Annotated in this window: 21 protein-coding genes; 15 read left to right on the top strand and 6 right to left on the bottom strand. The window is 65.3% G+C overall.

Annotated elements, in window-relative coordinates; all coding sequences use genetic code 11:
* Positions 1–8: 8 nt before the first annotated feature.
* The 9 genes from ligA (at position 9) to DWB23_RS21005 (ending at position 8219) form a co-directional block, all read left to right on the top strand.
* A complete protein-coding gene (gene ligA / locus DWB23_RS21045; protein WP_121744733.1) occupies positions 9–1736 on the top strand; it encodes an ATP-dependent DNA ligase LigA in 1728 nt (575 codons plus the stop codon).
* An 84-nt stretch (positions 1737–1820) separates the two neighbouring features.
* Positions 1821–3014, top strand: a complete 1194-nt coding sequence (locus DWB23_RS21040) for a hypothetical protein (protein WP_121744732.1) — start codon at positions 1821–1823, stop codon at positions 3012–3014.
* A gap of 78 nt (positions 3015–3092) precedes the next feature.
* Positions 3093–4262: a histidinol-phosphate transaminase gene (hisC, locus tag DWB23_RS21035; protein WP_121744731.1), complete on the top strand. Its 1170-nt coding sequence runs from the start codon at positions 3093–3095 to the stop codon at positions 4260–4262.
* Entirely contained in the window at positions 4259–4804 is a 546-nt protein-coding gene (locus DWB23_RS21030) for an adenylate kinase family protein (RefSeq protein WP_121744730.1), read from the top strand. The genes hisC and DWB23_RS21030 overlap by 4 nt, the downstream gene beginning before the upstream one ends.
* Positions 4801–5415 (top strand): CDP-alcohol phosphatidyltransferase family protein, encoded by a 615-nt coding sequence (locus DWB23_RS21025; protein WP_121744729.1) that lies wholly within the window; start codon positions 4801–4803, stop codon positions 5413–5415. Before DWB23_RS21030 ends, DWB23_RS21025 begins: the two co-directional genes overlap by 4 nt.
* A 65-nt stretch (positions 5416–5480) precedes the next feature.
* Positions 5481–6029 carry a multiprotein bridging factor aMBF1 gene (locus DWB23_RS21020; RefSeq protein WP_121744728.1) on the top strand — a complete coding sequence of 183 codons (549 nt, stop codon included), beginning with the start codon at positions 5481–5483 and terminating at the stop codon, positions 6027–6029.
* Between the two features lie 183 nt (positions 6030–6212).
* Positions 6213–6857, top strand: a complete 645-nt coding sequence (gene tpiA / locus DWB23_RS21015; RefSeq protein WP_121744727.1) for a triose-phosphate isomerase — start codon at positions 6213–6215, stop codon at positions 6855–6857.
* A gap of 77 nt (positions 6858–6934) precedes the next feature.
* Positions 6935–7363 carry a hypothetical protein gene (locus DWB23_RS21010; protein ID WP_121744726.1) on the top strand — a complete coding sequence of 143 codons (429 nt, stop codon included), beginning with the start codon at positions 6935–6937 and terminating at the stop codon, positions 7361–7363.
* Between the two features lie 244 nt (positions 7364–7607).
* Entirely contained in the window at positions 7608–8219 is a 612-nt protein-coding gene (locus tag DWB23_RS21005) for a toll/interleukin-1 receptor domain-containing protein (RefSeq protein ID WP_121744725.1), read from the top strand.
* 1 nt (position 8220) lies between these two features.
* On the opposite strand, the gene DWB23_RS21000 is transcribed toward DWB23_RS21005, so the two are convergent.
* Entirely contained in the window at positions 8221–8922 is a 702-nt protein-coding gene (locus DWB23_RS21000; RefSeq protein ID WP_121744724.1) for a J domain-containing protein, read from the bottom strand.
* A 206-nt stretch (positions 8923–9128) separates the two neighbouring features.
* Between DWB23_RS21000 and DWB23_RS20995 the strand changes: the two genes are divergently transcribed.
* The 3 genes from DWB23_RS20995 to DWB23_RS20985 all read left to right on the top strand — a co-directional run bounded on the left by DWB23_RS20995 (position 9129) and on the right by DWB23_RS20985 (position 11127).
* A complete protein-coding gene (locus tag DWB23_RS20995) occupies positions 9129–9554 on the top strand; it encodes a DUF3054 domain-containing protein (RefSeq protein WP_121744723.1) in 426 nt (141 codons plus the stop codon).
* A 303-nt stretch (positions 9555–9857) separates the two neighbouring features.
* Positions 9858–10073: a hypothetical protein gene (locus DWB23_RS20990; RefSeq protein WP_121744789.1), complete on the top strand. Its 216-nt coding sequence runs from the start codon at positions 9858–9860 to the stop codon at positions 10071–10073.
* 55 nt (positions 10074–10128) lie between these two features.
* Positions 10129–11127 (top strand): ornithine cyclodeaminase family protein, encoded by a 999-nt coding sequence (locus DWB23_RS20985; protein WP_121744722.1) that lies wholly within the window; start codon positions 10129–10131, stop codon positions 11125–11127.
* Positions 11128–11197: 70 nt separating this feature from the next.
* Here DWB23_RS20985 and DWB23_RS23610 read toward each other — a convergent pair whose 3' ends face one another.
* Genes DWB23_RS23610 through DWB23_RS20970 form a run of 4 tightly spaced genes read right to left on the bottom strand, consistent with a single transcriptional unit; the run spans position 11198 to position 14240 of the window.
* On the bottom strand, positions 11198–11398 hold the full coding sequence (locus DWB23_RS23610; protein ID WP_238717527.1) for a hypothetical protein: 201 nt from the start codon (positions 11396–11398) through the stop codon (positions 11198–11200).
* A gap of 27 nt (positions 11399–11425) precedes the next feature.
* Entirely contained in the window at positions 11426–11581 is a 156-nt protein-coding gene (locus tag DWB23_RS23605; protein ID WP_238717526.1) for a hypothetical protein, read from the bottom strand.
* Positions 11582–11625: 44 nt separating this feature from the next.
* Positions 11626–13056 carry a zinc ribbon domain-containing protein gene (locus tag DWB23_RS20975; RefSeq protein WP_121744721.1) on the bottom strand — a complete coding sequence of 477 codons (1431 nt, stop codon included), beginning with the start codon at positions 13054–13056 and terminating at the stop codon, positions 11626–11628.
* Positions 13053–14240 carry a thiolase domain-containing protein gene (locus tag DWB23_RS20970; protein WP_121744720.1) on the bottom strand — a complete coding sequence of 396 codons (1188 nt, stop codon included), beginning with the start codon at positions 14238–14240 and terminating at the stop codon, positions 13053–13055. Before DWB23_RS20970 ends, DWB23_RS20975 begins: the two co-directional genes overlap by 4 nt.
* Before the next feature lie 215 nt (positions 14241–14455).
* Between DWB23_RS20970 and DWB23_RS20965 the strand changes: the two genes are divergently transcribed.
* On the top strand, positions 14456–15460 hold the full coding sequence (locus DWB23_RS20965) for a DHH family phosphoesterase (RefSeq protein WP_121744719.1): 1005 nt from the start codon (positions 14456–14458) through the stop codon (positions 15458–15460).
* Positions 15461–15539: 79 nt separating this feature from the next.
* Here the strand turns inward: DWB23_RS20965 and DWB23_RS20960 are convergent, their stop codons facing one another.
* On the bottom strand, positions 15540–16034 hold the full coding sequence (locus DWB23_RS20960) for an Hsp20/alpha crystallin family protein (protein ID WP_121744718.1): 495 nt from the start codon (positions 16032–16034) through the stop codon (positions 15540–15542).
* 148 nt (positions 16035–16182) lie between these two features.
* On the opposite strand from DWB23_RS20960, the gene DWB23_RS20955 reads away from it, so the two are divergent.
* Positions 16183–16863 carry a type 1 glutamine amidotransferase domain-containing protein gene (locus DWB23_RS20955; RefSeq protein WP_121744717.1) on the top strand — a complete coding sequence of 227 codons (681 nt, stop codon included), beginning with the start codon at positions 16183–16185 and terminating at the stop codon, positions 16861–16863.
* A 118-nt stretch (positions 16864–16981) separates the two neighbouring features.
* Complete coding sequence (locus tag DWB23_RS20950; protein ID WP_121744716.1) at positions 16982–18112, top strand: sensor histidine kinase; 1131 nt, start codon at positions 16982–16984, stop codon at positions 18110–18112.
* Positions 18113–18337: the final 225 nt, after the last annotated feature.

The following is an 18337-nucleotide window of genomic DNA, read 5'->3' as shown; positions in this document are numbered from 1 at the left end:
CACCGCCGATGGAGTTCGACACGTTCGCCGACCGCGCCGCCGCGATCGAAGCCGAACCCGCAGATCTCGAGATCGTCGCCCAGGTTAGGGACCTCCTCGAGGACGCCGAGAGCGACCTGCAGATCGTCGCGCGATTCGTCCAGGGCCGGGTCTTTCCCGCCTGGCGGTCGACGACGCTCGATATCGGCCCCAGCGCGTGTTACGAGGCGATCGCTCGCGCGGCGGGAACGAACGTGAGCAGCGACGATGTCGAGGACCGCCTCGCCGAGGTCGGCGAGATCGGCGAGGTCGCCGCTGGCTACGACTTCGGCGGTCAGCAGGGCCTGGGTGCGTTTACCGGCGGGGGTGGCGGCGCTGGTGAAACCGGTGGGAGCGACGGCCTCACCGTCCGCGAGGTCTTCGACACGCTCGAGAGTCTCGCCGCCGCCGAAGGATCGGGCAGTCAGGATCGCAAGATCGACCGCCTCTTTGGCCTGTTCAATCGCTGCTCGAGCGACGAGGCCAGATACCTCGCTCGACTCGTCCTCGCGGAGATGCGCATCGGCGTCGGCGAGGGGGCGGTCCGCGATGCGATCGCCGAGGCGTTCGACGTGCCCGGCGAGCGCGTCGAGCGCGCGCTACAGGTTTCGAACGATTACGGGCAGGTCGCCCGCGTCGCCCGTGACGCGGGCCTCGAGGGACTGGATGCGATGGCCCTCGAGGTCGGCCGCCCCGTCCAGGCGATGCTCGCGCAGGCCGGAGCCGTTACGGACGCCCTCGAGGAGTGGGCGGCGGCCGCGGTGGAGTGGAAGTACGACGGGGCTCGCGTTCAGTTGCACCACGAGCCAGCCGACGACGACACCGCCGCGGAAACGAGCGTCTTCTCGAGGAACATGGAGGACGTCACCGGTGCGCTTCCGGAGGTCGTCGAGTTCGCGGACGAGCACCTCGAGGAGCCCGTGATCCTCGACGGCGAGGTCGTCGCGATAGACGAAAACGGCGATCCGCTGCCGTTCCAGGAGGTGCTCAAACGCTTCCGGCGCAAACACGACGTCGCCAAGGCTCGGGAGGACGTGACCGTTCGACCGGTGTTCTTCGACTGTCTGCACGCCGCGGGGGACGATCTGCTCGAGGAGCCCCTGACGGCGCGCCACGATCGATTGCGGTCGGTGCTGTCTCCGGCCGATTCCGGACCCGTGAGCGACGACGACGTCGAGGGGCTCTCCCTGCTCTGGATCGCCGACGATCCCGACGAGATCGAGTCGATCGACGCCGAGGCCCTCGAGTCGGGCCACGAGGGGATCATGCTCAAAGATCCCGAGTCGACGTACTCGCCGGGCCGGCGCGGCAAACACTGGCGCAAGCGCAAACCCGACGTGGAGACGCTCGACTGCGTCGTTACGGGAGCCGAGTGGGGTGAGGGCCGGCGCGCGACGTTTTTGGGGACCTTCGAACTCTCCGTGCGCGCGGGCGACGACTTGGAGACCGTCGGCAAGGTCGCGACGGGGATCACCGACGAGAAACTCGCGGAACTGACGGACCTGCTCGAGCCCCACGTCGCAAGCGAGGAGGGTCAGGAGGTGGACCTCGAGCCCGAAATCGTCTTCGAGGTCGGCTACGAGGAGATCCAGACCTCGCCGACCTACTCCTCGGGCTACGCGCTCCGCTTCCCGCGGTTCGTCGGCGTGCGCCACGACAAGGATCCCGGGGATGCGGATTCGCTCGAGCGACTCGAGTCGCTTCGGTCGGTACAGTAGCCCACGAGCAGCCGTCGGTCGTCGGGTCAAATGACCGTTTGAGCTTGGTGAACGAACTTATACGTTATCTCCGTACGGTCGGGTATGAAAGACGCTACGCGCCGTCGCACGCTCCTCTCGGTCGGTTCAGTCGGAAGCCTCGCACTCGCCGGCTGTCTCGACGCCGGGGGAGCGGACCGGGAAACCGCCACCGACGGTACCGACGACGATACTGACGACGAACGCATCGACGAGGACGTGTCGTACGACGTCTTTCAGATCGGACCCGCTTCACGGCCGACGTGGGCCGAGGGAGACGGCAGTGCGCCCGGTTTCGTCGCGCTTCTCGAGTCCGGGGAGCTGCCGTGGATGATCGACGATCTCGACGCAGTCGAGGGATTCGAGGAGTGGTTCACCGAGACCGACTTCGACGAGTCGGTGATCGTCTTCGTTGGAACCGTCGGCTCGAACACGTGCTACGACGAGGTTTCGGTGTCGGACGTGACTCTCTCCTCGATGACCGTCGGCGACGGGAACGACGAGACCGTCGCGATTACGGGAACCGCTGCGGCCGCGGACACGAGCGACGGAATGGAAGCCTGCGGCGACGCCGTGACGTACCCGTCCGCTTTCGTCCGCGTGACCGGCGACGACCTTCCCAGCGTCGCCGCGTTCGAGATCACGAACGCGTGGGGCGAAACTCGCGACGTCGATACGACCGGCGGCGTGACGGATCCGGAGACGCTTCCCGGCTACGTTCGTCCGTCGCACGATCCGAAGACGATTCCCGGCGCGCTCGAGTGTGCGGACGACGGGTTCGTGCGTCACTGGTCACCCGACGATGAGATCGCGTGGGGCGACGTCCGCGACGACGGCGAGCCGACACTCGCGATGCGCGTCCAAAACCCGCAGTACGACGGTGATGACGAACGGCGAGCGCTCGAGTTCGAGCGCGGCGACGAGGTACGCGTCTCGATGCACAACGTCTCCGGGGGAACGGTGGAGACGGGCAACAGCCACAAGTACGGACTGGAGGTGTTGACGGACGACGGCTGGATGGACGTGCGTGTCATCGCCGACGGCACTCCGGTCGGGTACACCGACGAGGCGCTCGCCCATTCCCCCGGCGAGGGGGTCGAGTGGACGTTCGAACTGACCGAAGACGGCGTCCTCGCGGGCCACGTTCACGAGGACCTACTCGCGGTCTGTCCCGAACTGAAGGCAGGTCGATATCGGTTCGTGTTCTGGGGCGTGATCGGCGAGAAGTCGCTGGCCGTCGCGTTCGATTACGTGAATTGATGCTTCTGACCGACTGCCGACGGACGCGCACGAGGACAGGTAAGCACCCTTAAGACCCATGACAAACAGCATTCGCGTATGCAACCGCGCGACCTGTCCGATCACGTCGCCTACGAGGCGGGTCGAGGCATCGAGGAAGTCGCCCGCGAGCTCGGGCGCGATCCCTCGGAGTTCGTCAAACTCGCCTCGAACGAGAACCCCCACGGCCCCTCCCCCGCGGCCGCCGTGGCCATCCGCGAAACCGCCTCGAGCGTCAGTTCCTATCCGAAAGCCGCTCACGCCGACCTCACCGGCGCTATCGCCGACCGCTGGGACGTCGACGACGAGCAAGTCTGGCTGGCAAACGGCGGCGACGGGGCGATCGATTATCTCTCTCGCGCCGTGCTCGAGCCCGAGGACACGATCCTCGTCCCCTCGCCCGGCTTCGCCTACTACGGAATGAGCGCGCGATTCCACCACGGGGACGTTCGGGAGTACGCCCTCGAGCGCGAGGACGACTTCGCCCAGACCGCAGACGACGTTCTGTCGGCCTACGACGGCGATCGAATCGTCTACCTCACCAGTCCGCACAACCCCTCCGGATCGACGATCGCGCTCGAGGAGGTCGAAGCGATCGCCGCCGAAACCGACGCGGACACGCTCGTCGTCGTCGACGAAGCCTACGGCGAGTTCGCCGACCGCGAGAGCGCCCTCTCCCTGACGGAGGGGAGAAACGGGTTCGACGCTCGCGACGACATCGCCGTCCTGCGGACGTTCTCGAAGGCTTACGGGCTGGCCGGCGTTCGGCTCGGATACGCCGTCGTTCCCGAGGCGTGGGCGGACGCCTACGCCCGCGTGAACACGCCCTTCGCCGCGAGCGAACTCGCTTGCCGGGCCGGGCTGGCGGCGATCGACGACGACGAACACGTCAAGCGTACCGTCGAGACGACGGTCGAATCTCGCGCGTACATGCGCGAACACATCGAGGCTCACGTCTGGGAGAGCGAGGGGAACTTCGCGCTCGTCGACGTCGGCGACGCTTCCACGGTGGCCGAAGAGATGCAAGATCGAGGCGTCATCGTTCGCGACTGCTCGAGTTTCGGCCTGCCGGGCTGTATCCGCATCACCTGCGGCACTGAAGACGAGACCGAACGCGCCGTCGAAACGCTCAACGAGATCCTCGCGGATCTCGAACTCGGCGGCGACGGAACCGGGGACGGGGAGAGAGACGGCGACGCCACCACCGACACGGAGGTGGCCGACACGTGAGAGTCGCCGTCACCGGCACCCCGGGAACGGGAAAGACGACCGCGACGGACCTGCTCGAGTCCCGACTGGCGGCTGCGGACGAGACGGACTCGCTCCCGAACCTCGAGGTCGTCCACCTGAACACGGTGCTCGAGGACGAGGGGTTCTACACCGAAGTCGACGCCGACCGCGGGAGCAAGGTCGCCGACCTCGACGCCCTCGCCGACTGGCTCGCGGGCCGCGACGATATCGTCGTCGAGTCCCACCTCGCCCATCACTTCGACGCCGATCGAGTCGCCGTCCTCCGGTGTGCGCCGGCATCGCTCGAGGCGCGCCTGCTCGAGCGCGGCGAAACCGAGGCCAAAGCGACTGAAAACGCCGAGAGCGAAGCCCTCGACGTGATCCTCTCGGAAACGGTGGACGCACACGGCCTCGAGTCGGTCTACGAGATCGACACCACCGACCGCGATCCGTCGGGCGTTGCGGACGCGCTCGAGGCGGTCATCACTGACCAGCGCGGACCGAGCGCCGGCGAGGTCGACTTCGTGGGGTATCTGACATGACGCTCGATAGATTCCGACCGTACATCTCCACGTTCCTCGACCCGTTCGTCAGGGGATTCGACCGCGTCGGGATGACTCCGGACGGGGTGAGCATACTGGCGTTCGGGATGGCGATACTGTCGGCCGTCGCCTTCTTGCTCGGCGGCCGAGCGGACCCGATCTGGTACGTCGTGGCGGCGACGCTCGTCTTTCTCAACGGCTGGCTCGATATCATCGACGGCGCGCTCGCTCGAGAGCAACAGGTCGCCTCCGCGGGCGGGGACCTGCTCGATCACGTTCTCGATCGATACGCCGACATCATCGTTATCGCCGGCCTCGCAGCGGGTATCGAGGACTACCTCCTCGGCTTCCTCGCCGTGACGGGGGTCGTGATGACCTCGTACCTCGGCACCCAGGCCCAGGCGGTCGGCCTCGACCGGGTTTACGGCGGGTTGGTCGGCCGCGCTGATCGGCTGGCGATCATCGGCCTCGTCGGCTTCCTCGCCTACCCGCTGGCGGGGATGAATCCCGGCGGACTCACGCTGGCTGGCTGGCTGCTCGTCTTCCTCGCGGTGGTCGGCCATCTGACCGCTCTCCAGCGGTTCGTCTACTCCTGGTCGGCGCTGGAGTGAGCCATCCGGGTTCGGTTCGGGAGCGCGCCGCATGGTTTATCACTCGCCGCGATATACGTTCCTCCATGGTTCAGTGCGAGATGTGTGGCGCCGAGACGTCGTCTCCGAAGACTATCAAGGTCGAGGGAGCGAAGTTAGACGTGTGTTCGGACTGTACTGACTTCGGTACTGAAGTCAAACAACCCTCGAGTTCGAGTTCCTCCTCGAAGTATTCGACGACCTCCGACTCGTCATCGAGTTCCGGGAGCACGTCGAATCGGTCGGGTTCGAGCGCGAGTACGGGATCCGGGGGCTCGAGTTCCCAGCGCCGATCGGACATGTTCGACGACATGGACGAACTCGCGACGGACTACGACGAGCGGGTCCGAAACGCTCGCGAGAACAAGTCGCTCAGCCAGTCGGACCTCGCCAACGAACTCAACGAGAAGGCGAGCCTGATTCGAAAGATCGAACGCGGCGACACGCTCCCGAGCGATCAGGTCCAGTCGAAACTCGAGAGCTTCCTCGAGATCGACCTGAACGCGGAGGGCGGGTCCGCCGAGGATCCGGAGTGGTCGGGCGGCTCCTCCTCGGGCAGCTACACGCTCGGTGACGTCGTCAAACGGAAGGACTAACCGTCCGACCAGCCGCGACTCGCGTTTTCTTTCACCGCCCATTTCCCGTCGCTGAGTCGTCGATCGGGCGGTCGTCCGGATTCGACGACAGTTTTTCGCCGACCGAACCGCGTGCGCTCCGAGCCAGCGGTCGGCCGTCGGCGACTCGCAAGCTATTTCTTCCGGGCGAATGGCTGTGCTGATATGTTCGTCCTCGTCAACCTGAAGACGTATCCCTGTGATCCGATCGCGGTCGCCGAAGCCGTCCGCGACGTCGACGATACCACCGATGCTCGCCTCGCCGTCGCTCCGCAGGCGGCCCACATCGCACGAGTCGCCGAGACGGGTGCGGAAACGTGGGCCCAACACGTCGACGCGATCGATCACGGCAGCAACACCGGCCACGCGCTCGCGGAGTCCGTCGCCGATGCGGGCGCGGTCGGGACGCTGATCAACCACTCCGAGCGGCGGCTGAAACTCGCCGATATCGACGGAGCCGTCCAGGCTGCACAGCGCGCCGACCTCGAGACGGTCGTCTGCGCCAACAATCCGGCCCAGATCGGCGCTGCGGCGGCGCTCGGCCCCGATTCGGTCGCCGTCGAACCGCCGGAACTGATCGGCACCGGGACGCCGGTCAGTCAGGCCGATCCGGACATCGTCGAGGATGCCGTCGACGCCGCACAGCACGTCGACTCGGACGTCTCGGTGCTCTGCGGTGCCGGCATCAGCACGGGCGACGACGCGGTTGCAGCCGGCGACCTCGGCGCCGAGGGCGTCTTGCTCGCGAGCGGCGTCGCGAAGGCCGACGATCCGAAAGCGGCACTCGAGGATCTCGTCGAACCGCTCTGAGCGGGTCCGCTCTCGCGAGATGTGCGAAGCCGCATCTCAACCGACGATTTTTCTCCCTGCTCGCGGTAGTACGCGCCATGAGCGACCAGCGCCCAGTCGGCGACGCGCTCGAGAACCGGCTCATGAGCCACGGGATCTACGTCACCGAGTGGACGCGGCTCCCGAACGAGGACCGGGCGGAAGACGAACGCGAGGAGGCGGTCGAAACCGACACCGAAGCAGACGGCGACGAGATCCGGGACGGAACCGGGATCGCCCTCGAGTACGAGACCGTTTCCGAGTCGCCCGGCGTCGATAGTCAGGAGGTCGGAACCGTGGTTCGGATGGTGCTCACCGTCGCCGACGAACGGGACTGGTCGCCGGGTCGACTCGAGGCGACGTCGTTGACGACCGACGGCGAACGACGAGGGAGGTGGCACGTCGAGGGGGCGTGGTTCGACGCGTTGGGTCGCGAGTACGACCAGGTCGAGTTCTCACAGCGAGTTCTCGAGACGATATCCTCCTGAACGCAGTACCGATCCGCGCGCTCGGCCGGAGGGTGGATGGAGTAGGTCGTCGGATCATTCCCGGCGAACCCCGCGAACAGCGCCGGCCGACGGTATCCGTGTTCGTTGTCGCCGACGAACGGGACTGGTATCCGGAGCGGGAATCTGCGTGATGATTGCTGTTCGATAATACGCGCGTACTGACAGTGCTGAAAAGTAGATAGATTAATATTGTCTCACACACCCTGTCGTTGTAGAACAGACGATGACCGGAGAACAGACCTACGTCTCACACGCGCCCCGCGACCTCGAACTCGTCCAGGAGCTGTTCTCTACGGTCAAGAATTTTCCATTCGGCGTCCACATCGCCCTCGAGGAGGTCGAATCCGGCCGCTCGCGGAAACGACTCGAGGGACGACTCGCGAACAGCGATGTCGTCGTCGCAGTGCTGACCGGGGGATCGGCCGACAGTCAGTGGATCAATCAGGAGATCGGGTACGCGCTGGCCAAGGGGATTCCGGTCATCCCGCTGCTCGACGATGACCGTCTGCGTGGCGGCTTCATCGGCGACGCCGAAGGAGTGGCGATCGACCGACAGAACCTCTCGTTTACGATCTTCAATCTACTCAGCCGTCTCCGGAGCGAACTCGCCCCGATCGGTGCCCTTTCGGTGCCGAATTGGTACATCCGGTTCCCGTGTACGCTCCCCGACTGCGACCATCCGGTGACCCTCGAGATCGAACGGGGACAGACGAAACTCTGGAAGCGGTACGAGCACGGAAAACTCCTGCGGACGTCGTGTGACGCCTGCGACTCGACGTACTACTTCAACTCGGCGACGATCGGATACGTCCGTCGGGAGGACGGTACTCGTTGAATCAGCCGTCTTCCTGTAGTCTGTCGTAGGCGTTCGTGACGAGCTGGAACGCCGACTTGCTACCGCTTTGCTGGTCGGGATGGGCGCGCTTGACCTGCCGGTGGTAGGCCGTGCGGATTTCCGCGTCGGTGGCGTCGTCTTCGACGCCGAGGACCTCGCGCGCTTTCGTCTTCCGGATTTTGACGTCCCTGATGATACCGTTTTCCTCGGCGATTTCCTTGCAGTTCGGACAGAGCCGCTCGGTTCTGCCGTCGATGGTCGTCGCGTGAAACAGTTCGGCGGTGACCCACTCGTTACACTGGGTACAGAGGCGTTGGCCGGTACTCGCGGTCTCGTCGTCTCCGCTCTCGCTCTCGGCGGCGACCCGCTCGCTCGAGTCGACGGTCGACTCCGCCATCTTCGCGCCCGCCTCGTCGTTCGGCGCTTCGGCCGCACACGAGGGACAGCAGGCGAGGACGGTCCCGTCGCGCAAAATCACGTCCTCGAGTTCGGCCTCGAGATAGGTGCCGGTACAGCCGTCACAGGTGCCGCGACGCTGGTCGAGGGAGGAACATTTCCGTGCAGCCTCCCGCGCGTGTGGCTCGCAGCGGGGACAGCACGCGACCTCCTCGCCGTTCGGCATCGTCACTGCCGTCAACTCCTCGAGCGGAACAGATCGGCTACATCCATCACAGCCCGTGTGACGGTCGTCGACCACAGCCATTACTCGGCCCTTTGTATTCATCCCACATTAGTTCTTCTTTTGACAGAGTTGCTGGGGAGGGGCTCGAGACCCGATCCCGCCGATCGCGAGTAGCGGATAGCCGTGCTGTTCGCCCGTTGATCAGTGTCTCCCTGGACGGTGGTCGCTGGTGACCGATCACCGACCGGATCGGGAAAGCAATATGGCCGCAGTGTCGAGACACGGTTATGGACTCAGCAGTTCGAACGGACGACCGTTCTCACGCGCTCGACCGAGAGACGCTCCTGCTCGGGGCCGGAGATGTCGGTCTCGTCGGCGGATTCGTTCTCGTTGGCCAGCTTAGCCACGACGTCAACCCGATCGAGCAGCCGCTCACATCGCTCGAGGCGCTCGCCCCGTTCGTGATCGGCTGGCTCGTCGTCGCGGCTATCGCGGGCGTCTACAGCCGTTCCGTCTCGGCGTCGGTGACTCGGGCGGCCCGGATGACGACCGTCGCGTGGCTCGGGGCGGCGAACGTCGGACTACTCCTTCGGCAGTCGCTGTTCGGCGACACGGCGGCGTGGCCGTTCCCGCTAGTGATAACCGGATTTGGCCTCCTCCTGTTGATCGGCTGGCGCGTCGGCTACGCTGCGCTCAGAGGCCGTGCCTCGTAATCCGTTCTCGAGTCGGTGATCGAGCGACTGCGGAGGACGGCGTCGCACTCACGGCTCCTGGATCGAACGCTCGAAAGCCGCTTGTTACCGCGCTGAGAGTCTCGTCTTCGGCCATCTCGCGGATCACGATTCTTCCTATCGAATGGGTTCGATAGACGGGCCGTTTTCGGCTCCTCCACCGAAATATAACGGATGAATAAGTTACGAGAAACCATTGGTGAAGATGTGCATTAGAAACGGATTCACCATCAGGCGATTACGGGAAACACTTATATGGTAATTCCGCATATGATTGAATACATTATGACTGGATACTACGACATTGTTCTCGGCCTTATCCCAGTCGCACTGCTCGGCATTACCGCAGCCCTCACCGTCGTCGGCGTCTCGGTGACAGCAGCGATCCCCATCGGTTCGGTCGTCGCAATGATGATTATCGGCCACGCGATGTTCGTCAACACGCCCGCCGACGTCTCCGACGGGGCCAACTCGGCCCGTCCGCCGATCAACGCGGACTAATCTCCAGTCTGTCGTCTCCGATCGTTTTATCTCCGCTCGTGTTCCGTTTTCGGGTATGACTGAGACGCTGTTTCTTCATAGCGAAGACGTCACCGACCTCGCGACACCCGCCGACTACGTCGAGGTCGTCCGCGACGGATATCGCCAACGCGGCGAGGGCGCACCGGCTCAGCCGCGGTCGAAGTTCTTCCGCGATGAGCCCCAGGGGATGCTCACGACGTACGCCGCCGTCCTTCCGGACACGGGTGCGATGGGGGGCTACATGTACAGCGCCGGGTTCGGTGCCGCTGACGCGTGGTTCATGACCCCGGTGTTCGATGCCGAAAGCGGCGCACCCCTCGCGCTCCTCGACGGCGCGAGCATGAACCCGCACAAAACCGGGGCGGCCGGCGCTGTCGGCGTCGACGTCCTCGCTCGAGCGGAGAGCGACACCCTTGCCATCATCGGCAGTGGAGCACAGGCCCGCGGTCAGCTTCGGGCGACCGCAACCGTCCGCGAGTTTTCCGACGTTCGCGTCTACTCGCCGACTCCAGAGAACCGCGAAGCCTTCGCGGCCGACTTCGACGAGGCGCTCGAGGCCACCGTCCGTGCCGTCGACTCGAGCGAGGCCGCCCTCTCGGGTGCGGACGTCGTAATTACGGCAACAAAGGCGAGTAAGCCGGTCTTCGACGGCGACGACCTCGAACCCGGCACGCACGTCACGGCGATGGGACAGTACTCGCCGGACAAACGCGAACTGGATACGACGACGATCGAACGGGCGACCTACGTGCCCGACCTGCGTGAGCGCGCGACGTTCGACGCGGGCTCGTTCATGATTCCGCTCGAGGAGGGGGCCGTCACCGAGGACGACATCCACGCGGAACTCGGCGAGGTCGTCGCCGGGGTGAAGCCGGGCCGGACGAGCGACGACGAGATCACGGTGTTCGACAGCGGCGGGACGGGAATCGAGACCGTCGCCGCGGCGTACATGCTCTACGAGCGCGCGAACGAGGAGGGACTGGGAACCGAGATCGAGTTCGCGCCGGCGAGCGAGGCGCTGACCGGGAACTGAACGGGTCCACTCCCGAGCAATCGCCGAGAACTGATCCCGCACCCTCGGGCAAAAACGGATTATTCTGCGGTCAAGGCCGTCCGACACGAACGTGACGCCGGTACAAATAAACCGAGAGCGCTGGGACCGAGACGACCAGTAGCGACGTGAATACGGCTCCGCCGAGGTGGACGACGCCCGCGAGGCCCCACAGCGCACTCGGTGACCACGACTCGCCCTCGCCGAGCGTCCGGAGGTCCGCGAGCAAACAGACGAGGACGACCGCGGCCACGAGAATACCGACCCAGAACGAGAGCGCCTAGAGGACGAACCACGCGACGTCCGCGCCGAGAGCCGAGTCGGCGGGCGCTCGAGCCGCGGACGAAAACGCACGGGATGCGAAACGAGAGAGCAACGCCGTCAGGACCACGACGGGGAACGGAAGAACGCCGTACCACCACGAGGAGTGTGACATGATATACGAGTTCAGTGGAGCCGGAATAAACGTGACGGCGTCGGCTACGCGTCGGCGGGACGAACCTTGAACCCGTACCGCGTCACGCCTTCCTGCGTGTAGATTCGGCGGATCGTCGTTTCGATTCGATCGCCGACGCTGAACGCGTCCGGCGCAGCGTCGGTGCCCATCGTCGCGATACTGACGGATTCGCCGCCGTCGTCCGTCTCGAGGGCGACGATCGCCGCCGCGTAGTCGCCGGAACGACTCTGCTGTTCGGCGAACTCGGGCGGAGCACCGCCCTGCGAGATGGTCGTGACGGCTTCGATTACCCCCGCGCCCGAAAGCTGGACGGGTTCGTACTCGCCGAGCGCGTTACAGTCGGCACACGCCCCTTCGGGCGGGAACGAGAGCGCGCCGCACTCGGGACAGCGGCCGGCCTGCAGGGTGTAGCGCTGCGGGATCGATCGCCGCCAGGAGGGGACGCTCACGTACGCGCCGCCGCCGGACGGCGGGCCGCTCGTGACGACGCCGCGCTGGCGCAGGTACTCGGCGTAGGTGAGGGTATCGCCGCCCTCGAATGCGGTCTCTGCCGGGACTTCGCCGTCCGATTCGACGACGAGCGCGTCGGCTCCGGCCCCGCTGCCGTGGGAAACGGCGAGGACAGATTCGGAGCCGTCGGCGAGGGCACCGGCGAGCGACACGGGCACGCTCGCAGCGCCGAGATCGCCGAGGCGGTGGACCGTCGCGGCGGCCCGGATCTCGTCGGTTCCGACGCCGGCCGCGCCCGCCGCGCGGTAGGGAAGCTTCCCGTCGGGTGCCTGGATCGCCGCGGCCTCCGGCTCCGGCGCGGCCTCGAGGCCGTCGACCGCGCCGCCGATCGTTTCGGTAAAGGCCCGACGGTCGTACTGGGTGACGCCGAGGCCTCGCGTCTCGTCCTCGCCGGTGTTGCGGAAGCGAGTTCCGGGATAGGGTGTCGCGTACTCGGCGCGGTCGACGATCTCGGCCGGACCGTCGGACTCGAGGACGAGCGCAGCAGCGCCGGCGCCGGCGGCGTGATCGATGCCGTCGTCCGGGTCGCCCCGCGGGGCGTCGGCCGCGACGACGAGACCCGTCGCTGCTTCGGCGGCGGTGATCGCGTCCATGCCGGCCCAGAGGGCTCGCGTCCCGGCCCGCGTGCTGCCCGAAAAGAGCTGGCGCGTCGCGGACTCGTCCACCTCGAGCATCGCGCCCAGACGGGCGGTCAGGTCTTCCTCGGCCAGCGGCGGCCGCGAGGTGGCGAACGCGAGCCAGTCGACGTTCGCAGCGTCGATATCGCCGGCCTCGAGCGCTCGTCGGGCCGCTTCGTAGGCCATCGTCAGCGAGTCCTCGTCGGCTGCGGCGACGGCCTTTTCGCTGACGCCAGCGGCCTGGAACTGCCCCCAGGCGTCCCGGAAGGCCTCAGCGCTGATGCGGAATCGCGGCGCGTACGCGCCGACGCCGGTGATTGCGGTCATGGGGCGCTCACCTCCGCCTCCGCTTCCTTTTCAAAGACGTGAACCACGGCGGCACCGCCGCTGCCGCCGACGTTGTGCGTGAGCCCGCGTTTCGGGTTTTCGACCTGCCGTTCGCCGGCGTTTCCGGTGAGCTGTTTGTAGGCCTCGACGACCTGTCCGGCTCCCGTTGCCCCGATGGGGTGTCCTTTGGACTTCAGGCCGCCGGAGGTGTTGACCGGGAGGTCGCCGCCGAGTTCCGTCTCGCCGGATTCGATCAGCCGACCGGCCTCGCCCTTCTCACAGAAGCCCAGATCCTCGTAGGCCAGCAGTTCGGCGATGGCGAAGCAGTCGTGCACTTCGGCGAAATCGAGTTCGTCGGGGCCGATTCCGGCCATCTCGTAGGCCGACTCTGCGGCGCGCCGGCTCGCCGGGACGCCGGTGTAGGTGTTCCGCTGGTAGAGTCCGACGTTGTCGCTGCCGGCACCGACGCCGGCGACGCGGATCGGGTCGTCGGTGTAGTCGTCGACGACGTCCTCGCCGACGATCAGCGCGCAGGCCGCGCCGTCGGAGGTCGGACAGCAGTGATAGAGATTGAGCGGGTCCGCGACGACGGGGGCCGACTGGGCGTCCTCGAGCGAGCACTCGAAGCCCAACTGTGCGTGCGGGTTTTTCGCCCCGTTGGCGTGATTTTTCACGGCGACCCGCGAGAGCTGTTCGCGCGTGGTGCCGTACGTTTCCATGTGGACGCTGGCCATCTGGGCGTAGACGCCGGAGAAGGTGGTCCCCGAGAGACGCTCCCACTCGGTCTCGCCGGAGACGCCGAGCCAGTACTTCGTCGCGTCGGAACTCGTGTCGGACATGATCTCGAAGCCGCCCGCGAGGACGACGTCGGCCATGCCGGACTTGACCGCCTGGACGGCCTGTCGGACCGCGAACCCGCTCGCCGCGCAGGCGTTTTCGACTCGCGTACAGGGGACGCCGTCGAGCCCGACGTGTTCGGTGACTGCGGGCCCCGAGAGACCGAGTTGGCGGCCGCCGACGCCGAGATTTCCGATGAACGCTTCGTCGATGTCGCTCGCCTCGAGTCCGTTCGGCACGCTCTCCGTGGCCGCCTCGTACGCCGTCCGAAACAGCGACCGATAGCTCTCCTCCGGAAACGCTCCGTAATCCGATTGTCCCGCGCCGACGAGATATGCGTCTCGCATACTCGTGGGTGCGGTATCTGGTATGATATACCTATACACTTGGGACGACGACCCGCTTTTCGAGTGCGGTCTCCCGGCCGTCTCCCGCGATAGCCGCGGAGTGGACGACCGGTCGTCGCTCTCGAGCACACTGCCCTCGACCCCTTCACCGTCGCCAGTCTCTCGCACTGCGTTTCGACACGGCATTCAAGCGTTTCGCTCCCGTATTTCGATGCATGTCCCGCGCGGCCGAACTCGCGTCCATCCTCGAGACGACCGCGTCGCTCGCGATCGTCTGTCACGACAATCCGGATCCGGACTGTCTCGCCAGCGCGCTGGCCCTGGAGGCGATCGCGAGCGACCACGACGTCGAGGAGATCACGATCACCTACGGCGGTGAGATCTCCCACCAGCAAAACCGTGCGTTCGTCAACATGCTCGAGATCCCCCTCGAGTCGATCGACGACACCGACATCGACGCGTACGATCGCCTCGCTTTTATCGATCATTCCCAACCCGGCGCGAACACCGAACTGCCGGCGAGCGTCGTCCCCGAAATCGTCATCGACCACCACCCCGGCGACCCCGTCGAGGCGGCGTTCGAAGACATTCAGCCGAGGGTCGGCGCGACGGCGACGATCTTCGTCGAGTACCTCCGCGATCTCGATATAGAACTGACGCCGCGACTCGCCTCGGCGCTGCTCTTCGCGCTCCACCGAGAGCGACTGGATTTCGTTCGCGAACCGACCAGACGGGAGTACGAGGCGGCGCTCGCGATCTACCCCGATGCGGACCTGGAGACGCTCGAGCAACTGTACGGCAGCGCGTTCTCGCCGGGAACGCTCGACGCGATCGGGCGGGCGATCGCAACCCGGGAGCGACGCGGCTCCTCGATGGTCGCGAACGTCGGCAAGACCGCCGAGACGGACGCGCTCCCGCAGGCGGCGGATTACCTGCTCAACCTCGAGGGCGTCGACACCGTCCTCGTCTACGGTATCGTCGGTGACGCGATCCGGATGAGCGCCCGCTCGATCGATCCGCGGGTTCACATCGGAGAGACGCTGGGAACCGGCTTCGACGAACTCGGTCAGGTCGGCGGTCACCACGACATGGCGGGAGGACGGATCGAACTCGGTCTGTTCGCCGACACCGCAGACGACGCGGACGAGTTGCTCGAGTTCGTCAGCGACCGCCTCTCTCGTCGGTTCTTCGACACGTTGAACCTCGATGACGACCGGTGAGTCCGCACCGGGCGGTTCGGACCGTCACCCGTCCGGGAGGACGACGCGCCCGAACGACGGACGTTCGTCCCGTCGACGCTCACTCGATCTCGATGGACCGCGAGTCGTCGCTCGAGTTCCGCTTGGGAAGGTGAACCGTTAGAATGCCGTTGTTGACGGCCGCAGTAACGGCATCCGCCTCGACGGGATCGGGTAGTTGAATCCGGCGACTGAACGACTGCATCTCCCGTTCACGGCGGATGTAGGTCGCTTCTGATTGGGGTGTCTCGTCCGCGTCTTCCTCCTCGAGCGCCCGTTCGTGTTCGCTCTCGCGCTCGCCGCTGATCTCGAGGGTGTCGCCGCGGAGTTCGAGTTCGAGGTCGTCGGTCTCATAGCCCGGCACGTCGACGGTAACGGTGAACTCGTCACCGTGGTCGGCGAGATCCAGTTGCGTCGTCGCCCCTCCCATCGAGAGGTCGAGTCGGCTTCGCGTGTCGAGGTCCGACTCCCACGAGCGGGCGGCCGTCTCGAACTGGCGGTTCAGTCGGTTGAGCAGTTCTTCCAGGTTCTCGAACGGATTGGAACGGTCTGTCATGGTATATCGTATCTTTCGCGTTCGGCGGCGAAAAAGCCTCCTCCGAGTCCCCGTGAGAATCACTCGTTCGAACATATCGATCCGGACGATTGCGGCAGAACCGAGGGGTGGGCTGGCCGTTTTTACGCTCCTCCGCGTACGGTCACGTATGACAGTTGCACTGTTTGTCGTCAGCGAAGAGGGGTACTGGGGAGAGGAGTGCGTCGAACCGCTCGAGACGCTGTCGGACGCGGGCGTCGAGATCACGGTTGCAACGCCGTCGGGAAAGCCGCCGAAGATCGACGAGCGCTCGATCGATCCCGAGCAGGTCGGCGAGGAGACCGCCGAGCACGTTCGGGAGGTCCACGAGACCGACGAGCGACTGAACGATCCGATTCCGACGGCGCGGGCCGACGCCGAGGCCTACGACGCCGTCGTCTTCCCCGGCGGCCACGGCACCGAATGGGACGTCAACCAGGACAGCGATGCTCGACGACTGCTGCGTGACATCGTCGAGGACGACGACGGAAAGGCGCTCGTCGTCTGCCACGCCGTCGGGATCCTCGCGTTCGCCCGCGACAGCCACGGCGCGTTCGTCGTCAACGGTCGCGAGGTGACCGGCTTCCCCAACGAGTGGGAGGACGACATCGTCGACGAGAACGACTGCATGCCGAGCGGTCGGAAACTGCCCTACTGGGTCGAGGACGAAGTGAAAGCCGCCGGCGGCGACTGGGACGCCGAACTCGAGGCCGACACGAGCGTCACCGTCGACGGCGACCTCGTCACCGGCCGCGGCCCCGGCTCCTCGAGCGCGGCCGCCGAAACGCTGCTCGAGGAACTGGAACGCTAACTCGAGTCGCCCGGCTCAGTTTCCGTTGGCGTTGCACGCACCGTGTGGCTATCAGGCTGTGTGACGTTCACTGGAAGGCGTCTCTGTGGCTTTTGTATCTCGGCAAGGCACGTGGGTTATGCCCCGTATCACCCTCACTGACGAATATTTGGGGGCTGCCGTGATTATCGGACTCGGAATGTTGTTCCTCATCCCGCTGATCGAGGACTGGATCGCGGTCGGTGCCCCGGTTACTACCCTTCAGGTGACCATGCTTTTTCTCCCCCTCGTGTACTTCGGAGTGTTGCTCTGGTACGTCAGATGGCGACTCGGACAGCCCGAGGATAACGCGCTGCCACGCATCGCAGTGTGGTTCCTTCTCGGAGCGCTACTGACGCCGCTCCTGGTCGGGTTTTCACTCTTGGGCCAGGAACAAACACTCTCTGACATCTTTTATGTAACTAACAGGGCGGCACTCCGGGGTGGTGTCATCTTCCTAATTATCGGCCACTACAGCGCGAACAATCAACACATCAGGGATCAACTCGAAGAGCGCACCCAACAACTCGAGTTCGTCAATCGGCTGCTCCGTCACGACATTCGAAACGATGTGATGGTCATAATCGGGTACGCCGAGATGATCGCCGATCAGTACCGGGACGAACGGTTCGTGGAACGCGAGGAAATCTCTCGCGATCCGCTCCAACAGATCGAGGAACGCGCCGACCGTATCGCCGAACTCGCGAACATGGCGAGTCGGCTCGATAGCAACGAGGACTACCATCCCCAACGGATTTGGTTGGTCGAGATGCTCGAAACGACCATCGACCGCGTCCAAGCCGAATACCCCGAAGCGGAGTTCGATCTCGTGACTACCGAGGAAGGAGAGCAGTATGTCGCTGCGGATGACGCGTTGAAAGGCGTGTTCGAGAACCTCCTTCGGAACGCCGTCCAGCACAACGATCAGCCGACGCCGCAAATCACGGCGACGATAGATCCCAGCCCCGAGACGGTGACGGTACGAGTAACCGACAACGGTCCCGGACTTCCCGAATCGATGCGATCTACGTTTTTCGATCCCGGAGTGAAGGGAAGCGATTCGTCGGGCTCCGGCCTCGGCCTGTATCTGGTCGAAACGCTCATCGACCGTTACAACGGCGATATCTGGGTCGAAGAGAACGATCCCAGAGGGGCTACGTTCGTCATCGAACTCGATCGATACACCGAACCCGCGGCGGACGAGAGTCGCCGCATCTCGAGTGCGCCGTGAGTGACGAATTTCTCCTCGGTTCGCTCGCGCAACGCTGTAGAGACAGCGACTCACGGTGCCCGCTTCCCGATTCTCGAAACGCCGATGAGATCCGTCCTTCGGCCGTGTTTTGGTACGAACCACGAGCCGTCGAGCGGTCTGGTGGGCGTCGAATCCGAATTACCGTTTCGAACTACAGCGATTCCCGGACCGAGGCAGTTATACACGCCGATTCCCGAGGACGAG

Source organism: Natronorubrum halophilum, assembly GCF_003670115.1.
In the GTDB taxonomy this organism is placed as follows: domain Archaea; phylum Halobacteriota; class Halobacteria; order Halobacteriales; family Natrialbaceae; genus Natronorubrum; species Natronorubrum halophilum.
The sequence above is the reverse complement of the archived record's forward strand: the minus strand, read 5'-3'. Positions and strand labels throughout refer to the sequence as shown.

What these genes read in the sequence shown, in the direction of transcription:
- ligA (WP_121744733.1), top strand. Translation starts at nt 9, where the DNA reads ATGGAGTTCGACACGTTCGCCGACCGCGCCGCCGCGATCGAAGCCGAA.
- DWB23_RS21040 (WP_121744732.1), top strand. Translation starts at nt 1,821, where the DNA reads ATGAAAGACGCTACGCGCCGTCGCACGCTCCTCTCGGTCGGTTCAGTC.
- hisC (WP_121744731.1), top strand. Translation starts at nt 3,093, where the DNA reads ATGCAACCGCGCGACCTGTCCGATCACGTCGCCTACGAGGCGGGTCGA.
- DWB23_RS21025 (WP_121744729.1), top strand. Translation starts at nt 4,801, where the DNA reads ATGACGCTCGATAGATTCCGACCGTACATCTCCACGTTCCTCGACCCG.
- DWB23_RS21020 (WP_121744728.1), top strand. Translation starts at nt 5,481, where the DNA reads ATGGTTCAGTGCGAGATGTGTGGCGCCGAGACGTCGTCTCCGAAGACT.
- tpiA (WP_121744727.1), top strand. Translation starts at nt 6,213, where the DNA reads ATGTTCGTCCTCGTCAACCTGAAGACGTATCCCTGTGATCCGATCGCG.
- DWB23_RS21010 (WP_121744726.1), top strand. Translation starts at nt 6,935, where the DNA reads ATGAGCGACCAGCGCCCAGTCGGCGACGCGCTCGAGAACCGGCTCATG.
- DWB23_RS21005 (WP_121744725.1), top strand. Translation starts at nt 7,608, where the DNA reads ATGACCGGAGAACAGACCTACGTCTCACACGCGCCCCGCGACCTCGAA.
- DWB23_RS21000 (WP_121744724.1), bottom strand. Translation starts at nt 8,922, where the DNA reads ATGGCTGTGGTCGACGACCGTCACACGGGCTGTGATGGATGTAGCCGA.
- DWB23_RS20995 (WP_121744723.1), top strand. Translation starts at nt 9,129, where the DNA reads ATGGACTCAGCAGTTCGAACGGACGACCGTTCTCACGCGCTCGACCGA.
- DWB23_RS20990 (WP_121744789.1), top strand. Translation starts at nt 9,858, where the DNA reads ATGACTGGATACTACGACATTGTTCTCGGCCTTATCCCAGTCGCACTG.
- DWB23_RS20985 (WP_121744722.1), top strand. Translation starts at nt 10,129, where the DNA reads ATGACTGAGACGCTGTTTCTTCATAGCGAAGACGTCACCGACCTCGCG.
- DWB23_RS23605 (WP_238717526.1), bottom strand. Translation starts at nt 11,581, where the DNA reads ATGTCACACTCCTCGTGGTGGTACGGCGTTCTTCCGTTCCCCGTCGTG.
- DWB23_RS20975 (WP_121744721.1), bottom strand. Translation starts at nt 13,056, where the DNA reads ATGACCGCAATCACCGGCGTCGGCGCGTACGCGCCGCGATTCCGCATC.
- DWB23_RS20970 (WP_121744720.1), bottom strand. Translation starts at nt 14,240, where the DNA reads ATGCGAGACGCATATCTCGTCGGCGCGGGACAATCGGATTACGGAGCG.
- DWB23_RS20965 (WP_121744719.1), top strand. Translation starts at nt 14,456, where the DNA reads ATGTCCCGCGCGGCCGAACTCGCGTCCATCCTCGAGACGACCGCGTCG.
- DWB23_RS20960 (WP_121744718.1), bottom strand. Translation starts at nt 16,034, where the DNA reads ATGACAGACCGTTCCAATCCGTTCGAGAACCTGGAAGAACTGCTCAAC.
- DWB23_RS20955 (WP_121744717.1), top strand. Translation starts at nt 16,183, where the DNA reads ATGACAGTTGCACTGTTTGTCGTCAGCGAAGAGGGGTACTGGGGAGAG.
- DWB23_RS20950 (WP_121744716.1), top strand. Translation starts at nt 16,982, where the DNA reads ATGCCCCGTATCACCCTCACTGACGAATATTTGGGGGCTGCCGTGATT.